The sequence below is a fragment of the Streptomyces sp. MCA2 genome, from assembly GCF_023544705.1.
Taxonomy (GTDB): Bacteria; Actinomycetota; Actinomycetes; order Streptomycetales; family Streptomycetaceae; genus Streptomyces; species Streptomyces decoyicus.
The window spans coordinates 224,703-239,945 of sequence record NZ_JAMJFM010000001.1 but is presented as its reverse complement, the minus strand read 5'-3'; the positions used below and the strand labels follow the sequence as shown (position 1 = coordinate 239,945).

Here is a 15,243-nt window from a genome sequence, read left to right as displayed (position 1 = left end):
CCCGACCGATCGTTCGGTTACTCTAACTCCGTTGCCCTGTCCACTCCCAGCCCCTATCCGCTCTCCGCCCAGCTCGACGAGGAGTTGGTCATCGATGGCCGCCGAAATGACCGCAGCGCGTCCGACCACAGCGCAGTTGATCGAGAAGCACCGCCCGACCCTCGACCAGACGCTGGAGGCGATCCGCACCCGCGCGTACTGGTCCCCGCACCCCGAGCACCCGAAGGCGTACGGCGAGAGTGCCGCGCCCGACGGGCTGGCCGCCTTCGAGGCACTGCGCGGCCGGCGGTTCGAGCTCGACCAGCCCGGCACGGACGACTGGACGGGCGAGGAAGTCTCGCCGTACGGCCTGAAGCTGGAGATCAGCTATCCGCATCCGGACGTGGACGTGCTGCTGCCGGCCATGCGCGCCGCACTCCCCGCCTGGCGGGACGCCGGTCCCGAGGCGCGCGCGGCGGTGTGCCTGGAGATCCTGGCCCGGATCAGCGCGCGGACCCACGAGTTCGCGCAGGCCGTGATGCACACCAGCGGCCAGGCCTTCATGATGGCGTTCCAGGCGGGCGGACCCCATGCCCAGGACCGCGGCCTGGAGGCGGTGGCGTATGCGTACGCCGAGCAGGTCCGCACCCCGGAGCAGGCGCCCTGGTCCAAGCCGCAGGGCAAGCGCGACCCGCTCGAGCTGTCCAAGAGCTTCACGGCCGTACCGCGCGGCGTCGCCCTGATGATCGGCTGCAACACCTTCCCGACGTGGAACGGCTATCCGGGCCTGTTCGCCTCTCTGGCGACCGGCAACCCCGTGCTGGTCAAGCCGCATCCGCGCGCCGTGCTCCCGCTGGCGCTGACGGTCAAGGTGGCCCGCGAGGTGCTCACCGAGGCCGGTTTCCCCGCCGACCTGGTGTGCCTGGCCGTGGACAAGCCGGGCGAGGGGCTGGCCAAGACACTGGCCGTCCGTCCCGAGGTCCGCATCATCGACTACACCGGCTCGACCGCCTTCGGCGACTGGCTGGAGACACACGCCCGGCAGGCGCAGGTCTTCACGGAGAAGGCCGGCGTCAACACCGTCGTCATCGACTCCACCGATGATTACAAGGGCATGCTCAGCAACCTCGCCTTCTCCCTGTCGCTCTACAGCGGCCAGATGTGCACCACCCCGCAGAATCTGCTGATCCCGCGCGACGGCATCACCACGGACGCCGGGCCGAAGTCGTACGACGAGGTCGTCAGCGATCTCGCGGCCGCGGTGAACGGGCTGCTGGGCGACGATGCGCGGGCCAACGCGCTCCTGGGCGCCATCGTCAATCCGCAGGTCAAGGAGCGGATCGACGCGGCCGCCGGGCTCGGCGAGGTGGCGCTGGCCTCCCGTGAGGTGGCCAACCCCGAGTTCCCCGGGGCCACGGTCCGGACGCCGGTGATCGTCAAGCTGGACGGCGCCAAGCCGGACTCCGAGGCGGCCTATCTGTCGGAGTGCTTCGGCCCGGTGTCCTTCGCGGTGGCCGTCGATTCCGCGGCCGACGCGGTGGATCTGCTGCGGCGCACGGTCCGCGAGAAGGGCGCCATGACGGTCGGCGCGTACACCACCTCCGCCGAGGTCGAGCAGCTGGTGGAGGAGGCCTGCCTGGAGGAGTGCGCCCAGCTGTCGCTGAACCTGACCGGCGGCGTCTATGTGAACCAGACCGCGGCGTTCTCGGACTTCCATGGCTCGGGCGGCAACCCGGCGGCCAATGCCGCGCTGTGCGACGGCGCCTTCGTGGCCAACCGCTTCCGCACGGTGGAGGTACGACGGCAGGTATGACCGGTGCCGCCGGGGCCCGGGACATGCTCCTGGGCCCCGCGCCGGGCGGCCGACGGGTCATGGGCTCCGTCAGAGGCCGTCCGGCCCTCCGATCCGCGCATGGCGGCCGATCCAGGCATGCATCGCGATGGCGGCCGCGGCCCCCGCGTTGATCGAGCGGGTCGAGCCGAACTGCCCGATCGAGCAGGTCAGCGAGGCATGCCGGCGCGCCTCCTCGGTCAGCCCCGGCCCCTCCTGGCCGAACAGCAGCACACACCGCCGCGGCAGCTCGGTCGTCTCCAGCGGCACGGAACCGGGGAGATTGTCGATCCCGATGATCGGCAGCTCCTCGGCCGCCGCCCAGGCGGTGAGGTCCGCGGTGTCCGGGTGGTGGCGGACGTGCTGGTAGCGGTCGGTCACCATCGCGCCGCGCCGGTTCCAGCGGCGCTGCCCGACGATATGGATCTCCTTGGCCAGGAACGCGTTCGCGGTCCGCACGACCGAGCCGATGTTGAAGTCATGCCCCCAGTTCTCGACGGCCACATGGAAGTCATGACGGCGGGTGTCGAGGTCGGCGACGATCGCCTCGCGCTTCCAGTAGCGGTAGTGGTCGACCACATTGCGGCGGTCGCCGTTCGCGAGCAGCTCGGGGTCCAGACGGTCGTCCTGCGGCCAGGGTTCCGGGTGCGGTCCGACGCCGATCTGGGTCCCGTACCCCTCGTCGTACTGGAGGGGCTCGGCGGGGGCGGTTTTCTCGCTGCTCACCCCACGAGCGTATGGCCACCGCCGCCGTGCTCCGTACGAGCCTCCGGCTCACCGCCTCCGGCACCCTCGGCCGGCCGGCCCGGACCGCCGCGCGAGAAGAGCCGTTTGCGCAGGCCGGAGACGCGGGCGGAGAGCCAGGTCAGGAAGTTCGTCGGCAGGAAGACCGCGTCGGCGGCGACCATCGCGAGCGAGAAGAACGGCAGCCCGAGCAGGAACGCGATCGAGAGGTGCTCGCAGATCATCGCGACCAGCAGCACATTCTTGAGCCGGCGGTTGAAGAGCGTGAACGGGAAGGCGACCTGCACGATCACCGTCCCGTAGGTGATCAGCATGACGATCACCCCGTTGCTGCCCAGCAGCTCGGACAGCGCCGGCCAGGGGGAGAAGTAGTCCAGGTGCATCGGGTAGTAGACCGCGGTGCCGTCCTGCCAGCGAGAGCCCTGGATCTTGTACCAGCCCGCCGTGGCATAGATCAGGCAGACCTCGATCATGATCACCAGCAGTGCGCCGTTGTGGGCGAGCTTGGCGAGGGTGTCCAGGACGATGCGCGGCTCGCCGGGCGCATACCGCTGCACCGCCCACCACACTCCGTGCGTCAGCCACAGGCCCCACAGCACCAGGCTCCAGCCGATGTGCGGGACCGGGCCGCCCTCGGACCAGTCGAGGCCGTAGTTGCCGCTCAGCTGGGCCACGGCCAGGCCGAGGCCCAGCACGGCCCACAGGATGATGCCGGGGAGATCGCGGGAAGCGGTGGGGGTGCCGCCGCTCTCGTCCCCACCGGACGCGGATGCGGCGGCCGCTGCCCGCTTCGCACGGCGTGCGTCCAGCGACCAGACCTGCCCGCACCGGGTCAGCACGAGATACATCGACATCAGGTGGATGACGTTGTCGCCGCCGTCCCCTATGAAGATGCTGCGGTTCTGAAGCGAGATCACGCCCACCATGAAGAGCACCGACATGGTGCGGGTGCGCCAGCCGAGCATCAGCAGGGCGCTGGCCACGATGGCGACGAGATAGACGCACTCGAACCAGCCGCGACTGTCGGACCAGGGCAGGACGGAGAAGGCGTGGTTGCCGTCCAGGAGCCGGCGCGCCATGTCCAGGCTCCAGGGGCTGTCGGGCCCGTAGAGCACCGCGCGGTGTGGCCATTCACGCAGCAGGAACAGCAGCCAGGTCGCCGAGAAGCCGATCCGGATCACGGCGGTCTGGTACGGGGCCAGCGCACGGCTGGTGACCCGCCCGAAGCCGCGTCCGATGGCCCGCTCGATACGGGTCTCTTCGTAGGGGGCGGGCTCCTGGGGCGTCTGCGGTGCCTGCGCCTGCTGAGGCAACTCGGCCGACTCGGGCGCCTGCGCGGACTGCTGTGAGTCTGGGGCCTGCTGAGCGCCCGGGGTCTGCTGAGGCTGGTGGGGCGTCGGTGAAGTCACTGGTTCTTCGCCCCCTTGGGCAGGTCGTCTGCGGTGACCTGCCACCAGGGCAGCACGCGGTACACGGGCTTCTCGCTGATCTTCTCCGAGCTCCACGGCGGCGGGCGGACCGCCGTCGTCTGCGAGCGGACCTGGATCTGCTCGACCCGGCCGCCGCCCTTCGTCCACTCGCCGTCCATCCGGAGCATCACGATCCGCCGGATATAGCGCTCGGACAGCTCACCGCGCAGGCCGACGGGGCGGTTCTGCGCGTTGTGGGTGTTGAGGAAGAGCTCCCAGCCGCGGCGCAGCTGGTTCTGCTGGGTGTGACTGGGCAGCGGGTTGTGGAGGATGGCCTGGCCGTCGCGAGCGGTCAGACCGGTCCACCCGGTGGTCCGCACGGTGCCGTCCTCGGTGCGCAGCTGTGCACGGACCTGGACCGCGATGTTCTGCTGGAGGGGATTGGGTGCGAACAGCTTCCAGTTCTGTTCGTACTCGGGATAGACGTAGTCGCTGATCAGGGCGCCCTGCTGCTTACTGAGCGTGTTCGACGGCGCGACATGCAGGAACATCATGGCGAGATGAATCGCGACGATGACTGCGATGGCACAGGCCGCCACCCCTATGACGATCCGCGAGGGCAGCGAGAGCGCGGACAATGGCCGCGATTCGTCCCCGTATGACTGCATTCCCGCCCCGTTCCAAGAATCCATGCGGCTGACTCCGCTTCGGAACCGTACCTACGCGGCCGCACCGGGCACACCCTTCCCCTGGTTATCCACAGGCTTGACACCCGCGGTCCGCCCACTCACCATTGAACCGAACGATCGGTCGGTCGGGAGCGAGGGGGTACCACATGACGACGATCGCGCCGGAAGAGACGGCTCGTGAGGCCGTATTCGACGCCACCGTGGCCGCGGACGAGCGCATCGAGCCGCGGGACTGGATGCCGGACGCCTACCGCTCGACGCTCGTGCGCCAGATAGCGCAGCATGCCCACTCCGAGATCATCGGCATGCAGCCGGAGGGCAACTGGATCACCCGGGCGCCGTCCCTGCGCCGCAAGGCGATCCTGATGGCGAAGGTGCAGGACGAAGCCGGTCACGGCCTGTATCTCTACAGCGCCGCCGAGACCCTGGGCACCGGCCGCGACGAGCTGCTCGACAAGCTGCACTCCGGCCGTCAGAAGTACTCCTCGATCTTCAACTACCCGACCCTGACCTGGGCCGATGTCGGAGCCGTCGGCTGGCTGGTGGACGGCGCGGCGATCACCAACCAAGTCCCGCTGTGCCGGTGTTCGTACGGCCCCTATGCCCGCGCGATGGTCCGCATCTGCAAGGAGGAGTCCTTCCACCAGCGACAGGGCTACGAACTCCTGCTGACCCTCAGCCGCGGCACCGACGCCCAGCACGCCATGGCGCAGGACGCGGTGAACCGCTGGTGGTGGCCGTCGCTGATGATGTTCGGCCCGCCGGACGACGAGTCGTCGCACTCCGCGCAGTCCATGGCCTGGAAGATCAAGCGGCACTCCAACGACGAGCTGCGCCAGCGCTTCGTGGACATCTGCGTCCCCCAGGCCGAGGCCCTCGGGCTCACCCTCCCCGACCCGGACCTGACGTGGAACGACGAGCGCGGCCACTGGGACTTCGGCCCGATCGACTGGGCCGAGTTCCGCGAGGTCCTCAAGGGCAACGGCCCCTGCAACGAACAGCGGATCAGCCGCCGACGGCAGGCGCACGAGGAAGGCGCCTGGGTGCGCGAAGCAGCCGCCGCACACGCGGCCAAGCACGGGAAGGCCACCCGATGACGACACCACGCCCCGCCGAAGCCCCCGGGGCCGCCGCAGGGACGGCCGCCGGGCCCACCGACTGGCCCCTGTGGGAGGTCTTCGTCCGCAGCCGCCGCGGCCTCTCGCACACCCACGCCGGCAGCCTGCATGCGCCGGACGCCGAGATGGCACTGCGCAACGCCCGCGACCTCTACACCCGCCGCTCGGAGGGCGTCTCCCTGTGGGTGGTGCCCTCCGCCCAGATCACCGCCTCCTCGCCGGACGAGAAGGACGCCTTCTTCGAGCCGGCCGGTGACAAGCCCTACCGCCACCCGACCTTCTACGAGATCCCGGACGGGGTGCATCACCTTTGATGAACGTCACCGCCACCCCGGCCCTGCCCCTCGGGGACGACGCGCTGGTCCTCTCCCACCGCCTGGGCGAGTGGGCCGGACACGCCCCGGTCCTGGAGGAGGAGGTCGCGCTGGCCAATATCGCGCTGGACCTGCTCGGTCAGGCCCGTGTGCTGCTCTCCCTGGCCGGTGATGAGGACGAGCTGGCCTATCTGCGCGAGGAACGGCAGTTCCGCAACCTCCAGCTCGTCGAGCAGCCCAACGGCGACTTCGCCCACACCATCGCCCGCCAGCTCTACTTCTCCACCTACCAGGAGCTGCTGTTCGGCCATCTCGCCGCAACGGAGAGCGAGTTGGCGCCGCTGGCCGGGAAGGCCGTCAAGGAGGTCGCCTACCACCGCGACCACGCCCATCAGTGGACGCTGCGCCTGGGCGACGGCACCGACGAGAGCCATGCCCGGATGCAGCGCGCCGTCGACGCCCTGTGGCGCTTCACCGGAGAACTGTTCGAGCCGGTGGAAGGACTGGAGACGGTGCCCTGGCCGGCCCTGCACGAGAGCTGGACCGCGCGCATCACCACCACCCTGGAAGAAGCCACCCTCACCGTCCCCGAAGGCCCCCGGCACGGCGCCTGGACGGCCAGCGGGGGCCGGCAGGGCCTGCACACCGAGTCGTTCGGACTGCTGCTCGCCGAGATGCAGCACCTCCACCGCAGCCACCCGGGGGCGACATGGTGACCACCACCGCCCTCGAAGAGGAACTGCTGGCGCTGGCCGGCTCCGTTCCCGACCCCGAGCTGCCGGTGCTCACCCTCGCCGAACTGGGCGTGCTGCGCGGGGTGCAGCTCACGGCCCCCGGCCGGGTCGAGGTGCGGCTCACCCCCACCTACACCGGCTGCCCGGCCATCGAGGCGATGTCGGCCGACATCGAGCAGGTGCTGCACGACCACGGCATACCCGAGGTCGAGGTCCGTACGGTCCTCAGCCCGCCGTGGACCACGGACGCGATCACCGCCGAAGGCCGCCGCAAGCTCGCCGAATTCGGGATCGCACCCCCACGCCCCACGGGACCGGCCGGCGGACCGGTCGCCGTCGACCTCACCATCCGCTGCCCGAACTGCGGATCGACCGACACCACCCTGCTGAGCCGGTTCTCCTCCACGGCATGCAAGGCACTGCGCCGTTGCGAGTCCTGCCGCGAACCCTTCGACCACTTCAAGGAGTTGTGATGTTCCACCCGCTCCAGGTCCGGGAGATCGAGCGGCTCACGGACGACGCGGTGGCCGTCACCTTCGAGGTCCCGCCCGAGCTGCGCACGACCTTCCGGCACACCCCCGGGCAGCACATCGCGCTGCGCAGAGCGGTCGACGGCCAGGAGATCCGCCGCACGTACTCCATCTGCACCCCGGCCACCGACCAGCCCGTATTGCGCGTGGGCATCCGCCTCGTCGAGGACGGCGCCTTCTCGACCTACGCGCTCAAGGAGCTGGCCGTCGGCGACACGGTGGAGGTCATGGCCCCGGCCGGCCGGTTCACCCTCGAACCACGCTCCGGCCATTTCGTCGGCATCGTCGGCGGCAGCGGCATCACCCCCGTGCTGTCCATCGCCTCCACCCTGCTCGAGCGGCAGCCGGACGCCCACTTCTGCCTCATCCGCAGCGACCGCACGGCGGCATCGACGATGTTCCTGGAGGAGGTGGCCGATCTCAAGGACCGCTATCCCCAGCGCTTCCAGCTCATCCATGCCCTCTCCCGCGAGGAACAACAGGCCGGCCTGCCCTCCGGCCGGCTGGACGAGACCCGGCTCCGCTCCCTCCTGCCCGCGCTGCTGAAGACCGACTCCATCGACGGCTGGTACCTCTGCGGCCCCTACGGCCTGGTCCAGGGCGCCGAACGCGCCCTGCGCGCGCTCAACGTGCCCCGCACCCACATCCACGAGGAAATCTTCCACGTCGACAGCGGCACCCCGACCGCCCCCGCCGCCTCCGCCCCCGCGCACAGCACCGTGACCGCCACTCTCGACGGCCGCTCCGGCAGCTGGCCGGTCCACGACAGCGAGTCGCTGCTCGAAGCGGTCCTGCGCAACCGCGCAGACGCCCCGTACGCCTGCAAGGGCGGCGTCTGCGGCACCTGCCGCGCCTTCCTGGTCTCGGGCGAGATCCGCATGGACCGCAACTTCGCCCTGGAAGCCGAAGAGGTCGACGCGGGGTACGTCCTGGCCTGCCAGTCCCACCCGGTCACGGAGAAGGTCGAGCTGGACTTCGACCGATAGCACCGATCCGGGCGGGCGCCCGGCCCGACGAGCCGGCCGGCCGACCGGCGACACCACCCGGTCTCCACCCGGTCGCGGCCCGGCCATCACCCGGTCGCGGCCCGGTGGCCGCCCGTTCGCGGCCCGGTCGCCACCAAGTCGCGGCCCGGTGGCCGCCCGGCTCCCTGCCGGGACCGGGCCCGCAGGCGGCCCGCTGCCGGTCGCTGCCGGTCGCTGCGCCGGACGTACCGGCAGTGGAAGCCGAGCCGGCCCAACAGCTGCGACCGCAGCCGATCCGAGCCCGTTCCCGCCCCGCTCCACCTGCTTCCCCCCCCCGGCCTCCGCAACTCACGCCTCCGCAACTCACTCGGAACTCCCCCCAACTCCCCAACTTTCTCCCCCTTCCGCCGTTTCCGCCGTTGCCGCCATTCCCAATTCCTGGAACCTGTTCTACCTTGACGCATCGTCAGTTCGAGGCGCCGCGTGGGAGGACAGAGCAATGGACTTCACCTTCACCGAGGAGCAGCAGGCCGCCGTCGAAGCGGCAAGGGCCGTCTTCTCGGGGGTCGCTCCGGACAGCGTGCCCAGCCCGGCGCTCACCCCCGGTGCGGTCGCCGACGACTTCGACCGCGCGCTGTGGCGCAAGCTCGCCGACGCCGATCTGCTGAGCCTGCCGATCGCATCCGAGTACGGCGGCGCGGGCCTGGACCCGATCGCGCTCTGCCTCGTGCTCCGCGAGGCGGCCAAGGTGCTGGCGCGGGTACCGCTGCTGGAGTCAGGCGCCGCCGCGCTCACCCTCCAGAATTACGCGGCCGACGAGCTGCGTGCACAGGTGCTCCCCCGGATTGCCGCCGGGGACCTCGTCGTGACCGTCGCCGCCGCCGGCCGCACGGGGCACGAACCGGCCGAACTCGCCGTGGATGCCCGCCAAGAGGGTGCCGACTGGATCCTCGACGGCGCCCAGACGGCCGTCCCCTGGGCCCAGGTCGCGGACCGGATCCTGCTCCCCGCCCACACCCCCGAAGGCCACGCCGTACTCGCCCTCGTCCCCCGCACCCACCCGGGCGTCACGCTCGACGAGCAGACATCCACCAGCGGAGAGCGCCATGCCGAGGTCCGGTTGGATTCCGTCCGCGTCAGCGCCCAGGAAACGATCACCGACCCAGCCGCCTGGGAGTCGCTGCGCAATGTTCTGACCACCGGCACCTGCGCACTCGCGCTGGGCCTCGGCGAGCGCGTCCTCACCATGACCAGCGACTACACCAGCAAGCGCGAACAGTTCGGGTTCCCGGTGGCCACCTTCCAGGCCGTCGCGGTCCAGGCCGCCGACCGCTTCATCGACCTGCGCGCCATGGAAGCCACGCTCTGGCAGGCAGCCTGGCGCATCACCACGGATGCCGCCGGCCCGCTACCGCCCGCCGGCGATGTCGCGGTCGCCAAGATCTGGGCCGCCGAGGGCGTGCGCCGCGTCGTCCAGACCGCCCAGCATCTTCATGGCGGCTTCGGCGCCGACACCGATTACTCGCTGCACCGGTACCACGCCTGGGCCAAACAGCTGGAGCTCTCCCTCGGCCCTGCCGCCGCCCACGAGGAGGCCCTCGGCGACCTGCTCGCGGCACATCCGCTGGGCTGAGGGGAGAGGCAGGAGGCCGAAGGCAAGCAGGCGGAAGACACAGCGGGCGTCCGCTTCACCAAGACCCTGCCATCGACCCGCCCGGCCACGCGGGCCGCCCGGCCACGCGGCCTCCCGGGGCTCCCGGGGCTCCCGAGCTAGACGACCGCCCCGGAGCCGCCCTTGCCATCCGATACGGGGCGGCCGGCGGCCTCCCAGGCCTGCATGCCGCCCGCGACGTTCACCGCGTCGACGCCCTGCTGGATCAGATACTGCGCCACCTGCGCCGAGCGCCCACCGACCCGGCACAGCACGTACACCTTGCCGTCCTCGGGTGCCGCCTCGGTCAACTCACCGTAGCGGGCGACGAATTCGCTCATCGGGATGTGCAGCGCGCCCTCGGCATGCCCCGCCTCCCATTCATCGTCCTCACGCACATCCAGGAGGAAGTCCTCCGACGTGAGAGCGTCGACACCGACCGTGGGCACAGAACCGAATTGCATGGATCCGACGCTACCCGACCAGCTGCGCCAGGTACGTCTCGCGTTCCGCGACATCGGCGAGCAGCTTCTCGGCGATCTCGTCCAGGAGCGCGTCCGGGTCCTCCGGCGCCATCTTGATCATCGCGCCGATCGCGCTCTCCTCCAGTTCGGAGGCCATGGCAGCCAGCAGCTCCTTGCGCTCGGCCAGCCACTCCAGCCGGGCGTAGAGCTCCTCGCTCTCACTGAGCCGCTCCTCGGCCGGCACCGGACCGGTCTCCCACTCCTGGGCGAGCTCCCGCAGCACCGCCACATCACCCTTGCCGTACGCCGCGTTGACCCGCGCGATGAACGCGTCCCGCCGCGCCCGCTCCGCATCGTCCCGCGCCAGGTCCGGATGGGCCTTGCGCACCAGGTCGCGGTAGACCTTGCGGGCCTCCTCGCTGGGCCGCACCTTCTGCGGCGGCCGCACCGACTGCTCGGTGAGCATCGCCTGTGCCTCCGGGAACAGCCCGTCCGAGCCCATCCAGCCGTGGAACAGCTCCTCGACCTCCGGCATCGGCAGCACCGACGCACGCGCCTCCTGCGCCTTACGGATGTCGTCGGGAGCACCCGTACGTGCCGCCACCGCCTCCGCGATCTGTGCGTCGAGCTCGTCCAGCCGCGCGTACATGGGGCCGAGCCGCTGGTGGTGCAGGCGGGAGAAGTTCTCCACCTCCACCCGGAAGGTCTCCACCGCGATCTCGAACTCGATCAGGGCCTGCTCCGCGGCCAGGACCGCCTTCGCCAGCCGCCGGGTCGCCTCGTCCTGAGCCGCCTGCTCACCCGGCGTGGGGCCCGTCTCGGCGCCCGTGGCGGTGCCCGGCTCAGCGCCCGTTTCGGCTCCCGGCTCGGCGCCTGCCCCGGCCTCGGCGGTGGTCGTATCGCCCTGAGCCCCTTGGCCGGCGCCCACCCCCTCGGGGCCCCCGGCCTGATCGTCCGAGCCGCCGCCGTGCCCGAGCCCGGCGCCCTGACCGCCGCCGCGGGCGTCCGGTGCCTGCGGGTCGGCCGGGGCGTCCGGGGTGCCCGGCACGTCCGGTCGGTGCTGACCGTCCTGCGTGTTCTCCGCGTGCGAGTTCGTCACCCGGTCAGCGTACGGCCCACGCCAGGCCCGGCCCTCCACGGCATTCCCTCGTTTCCTGCCGGGTCGACGGCCCGGCCACGCGCCGCCCCCTCACACCCCCGTCTCCGCCGCGATCCGCCCGTTCTTCACCGCTGTGGCCAGCTCCGCATGGTCCGCTTCCGTACGGTCCGCGTAGGCGACCGCGAATTGCGCTAGAGCCTCGTCCAGCTCCTCGTTCTTGCCGCAGTACCCGGCCAGAAGGCGCGGGTCGGCGCTGTGCGCATGGGCGCGGGCCAGGAGAGCGCCGGTCATGCGGGCATAGTCGTCCATCTGATCGCCGGAGAGCTGCGCCGGGTCGACGCTGCCCTTGCGGTTTCTGAACTGACGGACCTGGAAGTGCAAGCCCTCACGCCGGCCGTTCGCCACGGTCGCGCCGCCACCCAGCGACGCCGCGTCCTGCACCGTCGTCCAGCCCAGCAGAATGTCGCTGACCACCTGCATCCGGCGCTGCCCGAGCACCACCCGGCGGCCCTCGTGCACCATCGCCGGCACCGGGAAGCCCGCCCTCGCCACGAAGGACGTCAGCACCGAGGCACGCGCCTCCTTCACCTGGAGGACAACCGGCTCGCCCCGGTGGTCCAGCAGCAGCACCACATACGACCGCAGGCCCACGCTGCCCGTGCCGACCACCCGGAAGGCCACGTCGTGCACCGCGTGCCGAGCCAGCAGGGGCAGCCGGTCCTCGGGGAGCGTCTCCAGATAGCCGGTCAGGGACGCGGCGACGGCTGCGGCCTCCGCATCCGGCACCCGGCGCAGCACGGGCGGAGCGTCCACGAACCGGCGGCCGCCGTCCTCCGTCCGCTCCGTCGCCTTCGCCGCGAACCGCGCGCTGGTGTTCTTGCGCGCCTTGTCCGCGACCAGCTCCAGCGTCCCCACGAGGTCCTTGGCGTCGGCATGCGAGACCAGCGCCTCGTCGGCGATCGCGTTCCACGCCTCGGTCACCGGCATCTTGGCCAGCAGCCGCATCGTGCGCCGATACGCGCCCGCCACGTCCTGCGCCGCCCTGCGACAGTCGTCCTCGCCCGCGCCCGCCTCCCGGCCCGCCAGCACCATCGACGTCGCGAGCCGCTTCACGTCCCACTCCCACGGCCCGTAGAGGGTCTCGTCGAAGTCGTTGAGGTCGATGACGAGCTTGCCGCGGGCGTCGCCGTAGAGTCCGAAGTTGGCGGCGTGGGCATCGCCGCAAATCTGGGCTCCGATGCCGGTCACGGGGCCTGCCGTGAGGTCATACGCCATCAGGCCCGCGGAGCCGCGGAGGAAGGCGAAGGGGCTCGCGGCCATCCGGCCGACCCGTATCGGCGTCAGCTCGGACAGCCGGCCGGCATTGGACTCCTCGACCGCCGCGACCGCATCCGGCCGCCCGGCCGCGATCGACAGCCCGGCCTGCTCGGCACGCGGAACGCGCTCCCGCAACGCCCGCCCTGCGGCCTTGGGCGACGATCCCTGCGCCTCCGCCTTCGCGAACCCCGGTACGTACGGCACACGCGGCATAGCGGGCCACCTCCCCCTTCACGACCTGCGTTCTTGTGTCCCTGTCCGCTGCATTCACCAGCCCGCCGGGCGCTCTCGGCCCGCCGACGAGCAATGACGTTACCGAGATCCCGGCACATCCCGCAGAGCCTGTGGATAACTCTTCGGCCCCAGACCTCGACCTCTCCGAACCCAGCACGCCCACCACCCGCTACACGCCCACGGCCTCCTCCATCTCCATCTCCACATCCGCCCTCGCAGCTTCATCCACGTCCGCCGCCCCCTCACACGCTTCCGTCCCCGCTCCCCCTGCGGCCCGCGCCGACCGCACCGTCGTCCGGCCGTCCCGCTTCGACGTCGGCTCCGGCACCGTCGCCGCCACCGCGGCCGCCGCCACCGCCGCGGCGTTGGCCGCCGCCTCCGCCTCCGCGGTACGCCGCCGCTTCTCGGCCGGCGCCGCCACACCGACCATCAGCAGGCCGGCGACCAGCCACCACACCAGCGTCCAGACATGCCCCGACAGGCCGTAGTTGTCGAAGTAGACATGGCTGCGGGTGCCCTCCACGAAGCCCGCGCCGTTCCAGAAGGAGTGCAGCGCCGCGAAGAATCCGTTCTGCATCTCGGGGCGGAAGATCCCGCCGGAGGAGGTGAAGTTGAGCATCACGAAGAGGGCCATCACGCCGAGCGTGGTCCAGCGCTTGAGGAAGGTGTGCAGACCGGTGCCGATCAGCAGAATGCCGGCGGAGTAGAGCCAGGCCATGGCCCACAGGCCCCGGAGGCCGTGGTCGACGAGGTGGAAGACCGGACCGGCGAACGCCGTCCCGATCAGGCTGACGACGAAGGACGTGCCGATCGCCAGCGCCGCCCGCCACCGGACCGGCAGGACGGCCCCGGCACCGCCGATCACCGCGACCGAGGCGTAGGAGCCGATGCTGATCGCGACCAGCAGGAAGAAGATCCCCTGACCGGTCGGGTCGTCCTCGGCGGTCGGCGCCACGTCCGTGACCTTCAACGGGGCGCCCTGGTGCGCCGCGATCGGGGTGAAGACCTTCTGTACGACGGAGGCGCTGGTGTCGGAACCCGCGCTCGCCACCAGCAGCTCGGGCACCGGCTTCGACGGGCCCGCCGCTGCCCCCTCTGCCCCCGCTGCCCCCTCGGCGCCGGCTCCACCGGACGAACCCTTCGCCGCCCCGGTCGTCGCACCCTTCGCAGGGATCACATACGCACCGAAGATGTCCTGGTGCTTGAGCCGGTCGACCGCCGCCGACCGGTCGCCGACGGTCCGGACCTCCAGGTCACCGCCCGCCTTGTCGTTGATCGACTGGGCGAGCAGCTGTGCGCTCTGGCCCGATCCGACGATCGCGACGGGCAGCTGGTGCGGCGCGGGGTTCGCAAAGGCGCCCAGGTACGCCAGGCCCATCCCGATGCACATCAGCAGCGGGGTGATCAGGTGCGTCAGGACGTGACGCAGCCCGGCGGAGTGGGGGGAGCGCGCGGAACGGTGGCCGCCGTGCTGCTCACTCCGGTGGTCGGGACGTCGGACCGTACTCATGGGGCAGGCCTTCTCAACTCGTCGGCTCAGTTGTCGCCACCAGTGGCCGGAACCAGTAGTTGGCTAATGCAACTCTCAATCCACGTTGTACTATACAACTACCTCTACGAAAGGCAACCCGTGGCCCACCGCGACGACTCCGTCGAGACCATCCAGCAGGAGATGACCGCGTTTGCCCGCCGGGCCCGCGCGGCCGCCGCCCGGATGCACCCCGAGCTGTCACTGGTCTCCTACACCCTGCTGGCGCACCTCGATGACCAGCAAGGATGCCGCGCCACGGACCTCGCCGCGCATTACTTCCTGGACAAGTCCACGGTCAGCCGGCAGATCGCCGCACTGGAGAAGCTCGGCTTCGTCGAGCGCCGCGTCGACCCGGAGGACCACCGCGTCCAGGTACTGCACCCCACCGAGAAGGGCGCCCAGGTACTCGCCAACGTCACCGCCAGCCGCCGCCAGGCGTTCCACGAGCGGCTGGCCGACTGGGACGAGGACGACCTCGACCGCTTCGCCACGTATCTGCTGCGCTACAACGCCGCCCAGGAACGGCTGGGATAGGAAACCGGCCGACGCGGCGGCGAAAACCAGCCACGGCAGGGGCCACTGAAACAGCTACGGAAGCGATCGCCGAAGCAGCCACGGAAGGGGCCGCCGCCCC

Annotated in this window: 15 protein-coding genes; 8 read left to right on the top strand and 7 right to left on the bottom strand. The window is 71.0% G+C overall.

Annotation, left to right across the window (positions count from 1 at the left end; translation table 11 throughout):
• Positions 1–94 precede the first annotated feature (94 nt).
• Positions 95–1,792: a phenylacetic acid degradation protein PaaN gene (paaN, locus tag M8I34_RS01110; protein ID WP_250047324.1), complete on the top strand. Its 1,698-nt coding sequence runs from the start codon at positions 95–97 to the stop codon at positions 1,790–1,792.
• Between the two features lie 69 nt (positions 1,793–1,861).
• Here the strand turns inward: paaN and M8I34_RS01105 are convergent, their stop codons facing one another.
• The 3 genes from M8I34_RS01105 to M8I34_RS01095 are packed head-to-tail and all read right to left on the bottom strand — an operon-like array spanning position 1,862 to position 4,631.
• On the bottom strand, positions 1,862–2,536 hold the full coding sequence (locus tag M8I34_RS01105; protein ID WP_250047322.1) for a TrmH family RNA methyltransferase: 675 nt from the start codon (positions 2,534–2,536) through the stop codon (positions 1,862–1,864).
• On the bottom strand, positions 2,533–3,963 hold the full coding sequence (locus M8I34_RS01100; protein ID WP_250047319.1) for an HTTM domain-containing protein: 1,431 nt from the start codon (positions 3,961–3,963) through the stop codon (positions 2,533–2,535). The genes M8I34_RS01105 and M8I34_RS01100 overlap by 4 nt, the downstream gene beginning before the upstream one ends.
• Complete coding sequence (locus tag M8I34_RS01095; RefSeq protein ID WP_250047537.1) at positions 3,960–4,631, bottom strand: DUF5819 family protein; 672 nt, start codon at positions 4,629–4,631, stop codon at positions 3,960–3,962. The genes M8I34_RS01100 and M8I34_RS01095 overlap by 4 nt, the downstream gene beginning before the upstream one ends.
• A 167-nt stretch (positions 4,632–4,798) precedes the next feature.
• On the opposite strand from M8I34_RS01095, the gene paaA reads away from it, so the two are divergent.
• The 6 genes from paaA to M8I34_RS01065 all read left to right on the top strand — a co-directional run bounded on the left by paaA (position 4,799) and on the right by M8I34_RS01065 (position 9,946).
• Positions 4,799–5,749 carry a 1,2-phenylacetyl-CoA epoxidase subunit PaaA gene (gene paaA / locus M8I34_RS01090; protein WP_030993377.1) on the top strand — a complete coding sequence of 317 codons (951 nt, stop codon included), beginning with the start codon at positions 4,799–4,801 and terminating at the stop codon, positions 5,747–5,749.
• Positions 5,746–6,084, top strand: a complete 339-nt coding sequence (paaB, locus tag M8I34_RS01085) for a 1,2-phenylacetyl-CoA epoxidase subunit PaaB (RefSeq protein WP_244413590.1) — start codon at positions 5,746–5,748, stop codon at positions 6,082–6,084. Before paaA ends, paaB begins: the two co-directional genes overlap by 4 nt.
• Positions 6,084–6,800 (top strand): 1,2-phenylacetyl-CoA epoxidase subunit PaaC, encoded by a 717-nt coding sequence (paaC, locus tag M8I34_RS01080; protein ID WP_250047318.1) that lies wholly within the window; start codon positions 6,084–6,086, stop codon positions 6,798–6,800. The genes paaB and paaC overlap by 1 nt, the downstream gene beginning before the upstream one ends.
• Entirely contained in the window at positions 6,794–7,291 is a 498-nt protein-coding gene (gene paaD, locus M8I34_RS01075; RefSeq protein ID WP_244413588.1) for a 1,2-phenylacetyl-CoA epoxidase subunit PaaD, read from the top strand. The genes paaC and paaD overlap by 7 nt, the downstream gene beginning before the upstream one ends.
• Positions 7,291–8,334 (top strand): 1,2-phenylacetyl-CoA epoxidase subunit PaaE, encoded by a 1,044-nt coding sequence (gene paaE, locus M8I34_RS01070; protein ID WP_250047317.1) that lies wholly within the window; start codon positions 7,291–7,293, stop codon positions 8,332–8,334. The genes paaD and paaE overlap by 1 nt, the downstream gene beginning before the upstream one ends.
• Positions 8,335–8,812: 478 nt before the next feature.
• Positions 8,813–9,946 (top strand): acyl-CoA dehydrogenase family protein, encoded by a 1,134-nt coding sequence (locus tag M8I34_RS01065; RefSeq protein ID WP_250047316.1) that lies wholly within the window; start codon positions 8,813–8,815, stop codon positions 9,944–9,946.
• 137 nt (positions 9,947–10,083) lie between these two features.
• Here the strand turns inward: M8I34_RS01065 and M8I34_RS01060 are convergent, their stop codons facing one another.
• From M8I34_RS01060 to M8I34_RS01045, 4 genes are all read right to left on the bottom strand, one after another.
• A complete protein-coding gene (locus M8I34_RS01060; RefSeq protein ID WP_030075641.1) occupies positions 10,084–10,428 on the bottom strand; it encodes a rhodanese-like domain-containing protein in 345 nt (114 codons plus the stop codon).
• Between the two features lie 10 nt (positions 10,429–10,438).
• Positions 10,439–11,527, bottom strand: coding sequence for a hypothetical protein (locus tag M8I34_RS01055; protein WP_250047315.1), 1,089 nt, complete (start codon positions 11,525–11,527; stop codon positions 10,439–10,441).
• Between the two features lie 90 nt (positions 11,528–11,617).
• Entirely contained in the window at positions 11,618–13,057 is a 1,440-nt protein-coding gene (locus tag M8I34_RS01050) for a DUF2252 domain-containing protein (RefSeq protein WP_250047314.1), read from the bottom strand.
• Between the two features lie 190 nt (positions 13,058–13,247).
• A complete protein-coding gene (locus tag M8I34_RS01045; RefSeq protein ID WP_250047313.1) occupies positions 13,248–14,588 on the bottom strand; it encodes an ABC transporter permease in 1,341 nt (446 codons plus the stop codon).
• A 120-nt stretch (positions 14,589–14,708) separates the two neighbouring features.
• Here M8I34_RS01045 and M8I34_RS01040 point away from each other — a divergent pair, with 120 nt between their 5' ends.
• Positions 14,709–15,143 (top strand): MarR family winged helix-turn-helix transcriptional regulator, encoded by a 435-nt coding sequence (locus tag M8I34_RS01040; RefSeq protein ID WP_250047536.1) that lies wholly within the window; start codon positions 14,709–14,711, stop codon positions 15,141–15,143.
• Positions 15,144–15,243 lie beyond the last annotated feature (100 nt).

Excerpts from the sequence above, each read along its gene's own strand:
- paaN (WP_250047324.1), top strand. The coding sequence starts at position 95 with ATGGCCGCCGAAATGACCGCAGCGCGTCCGACCACAGCGCAGTTGATC.
- M8I34_RS01095 (WP_250047537.1), bottom strand. The coding sequence starts at position 4,631 with ATGCAGTCATACGGGGACGAATCGCGGCCATTGTCCGCGCTCTCGCTG.
- paaA (WP_030993377.1), top strand. The coding sequence starts at position 4,799 with ATGACGACGATCGCGCCGGAAGAGACGGCTCGTGAGGCCGTATTCGAC.
- paaB (WP_244413590.1), top strand. The coding sequence starts at position 5,746 with ATGACGACACCACGCCCCGCCGAAGCCCCCGGGGCCGCCGCAGGGACG.
- paaC (WP_250047318.1), top strand. The coding sequence starts at position 6,084 with ATGAACGTCACCGCCACCCCGGCCCTGCCCCTCGGGGACGACGCGCTG.
- paaD (WP_244413588.1), top strand. The coding sequence starts at position 6,794 with ATGGTGACCACCACCGCCCTCGAAGAGGAACTGCTGGCGCTGGCCGGC.
- paaE (WP_250047317.1), top strand. The coding sequence starts at position 7,291 with ATGTTCCACCCGCTCCAGGTCCGGGAGATCGAGCGGCTCACGGACGAC.
- M8I34_RS01065 (WP_250047316.1), top strand. The coding sequence starts at position 8,813 with ATGGACTTCACCTTCACCGAGGAGCAGCAGGCCGCCGTCGAAGCGGCA.
- M8I34_RS01060 (WP_030075641.1), bottom strand. The coding sequence starts at position 10,428 with ATGCAATTCGGTTCTGTGCCCACGGTCGGTGTCGACGCTCTCACGTCG.
- M8I34_RS01050 (WP_250047314.1), bottom strand. The coding sequence starts at position 13,057 with ATGCCGCGTGTGCCGTACGTACCGGGGTTCGCGAAGGCGGAGGCGCAG.
- M8I34_RS01045 (WP_250047313.1), bottom strand. The coding sequence starts at position 14,588 with ATGAGTACGGTCCGACGTCCCGACCACCGGAGTGAGCAGCACGGCGGC.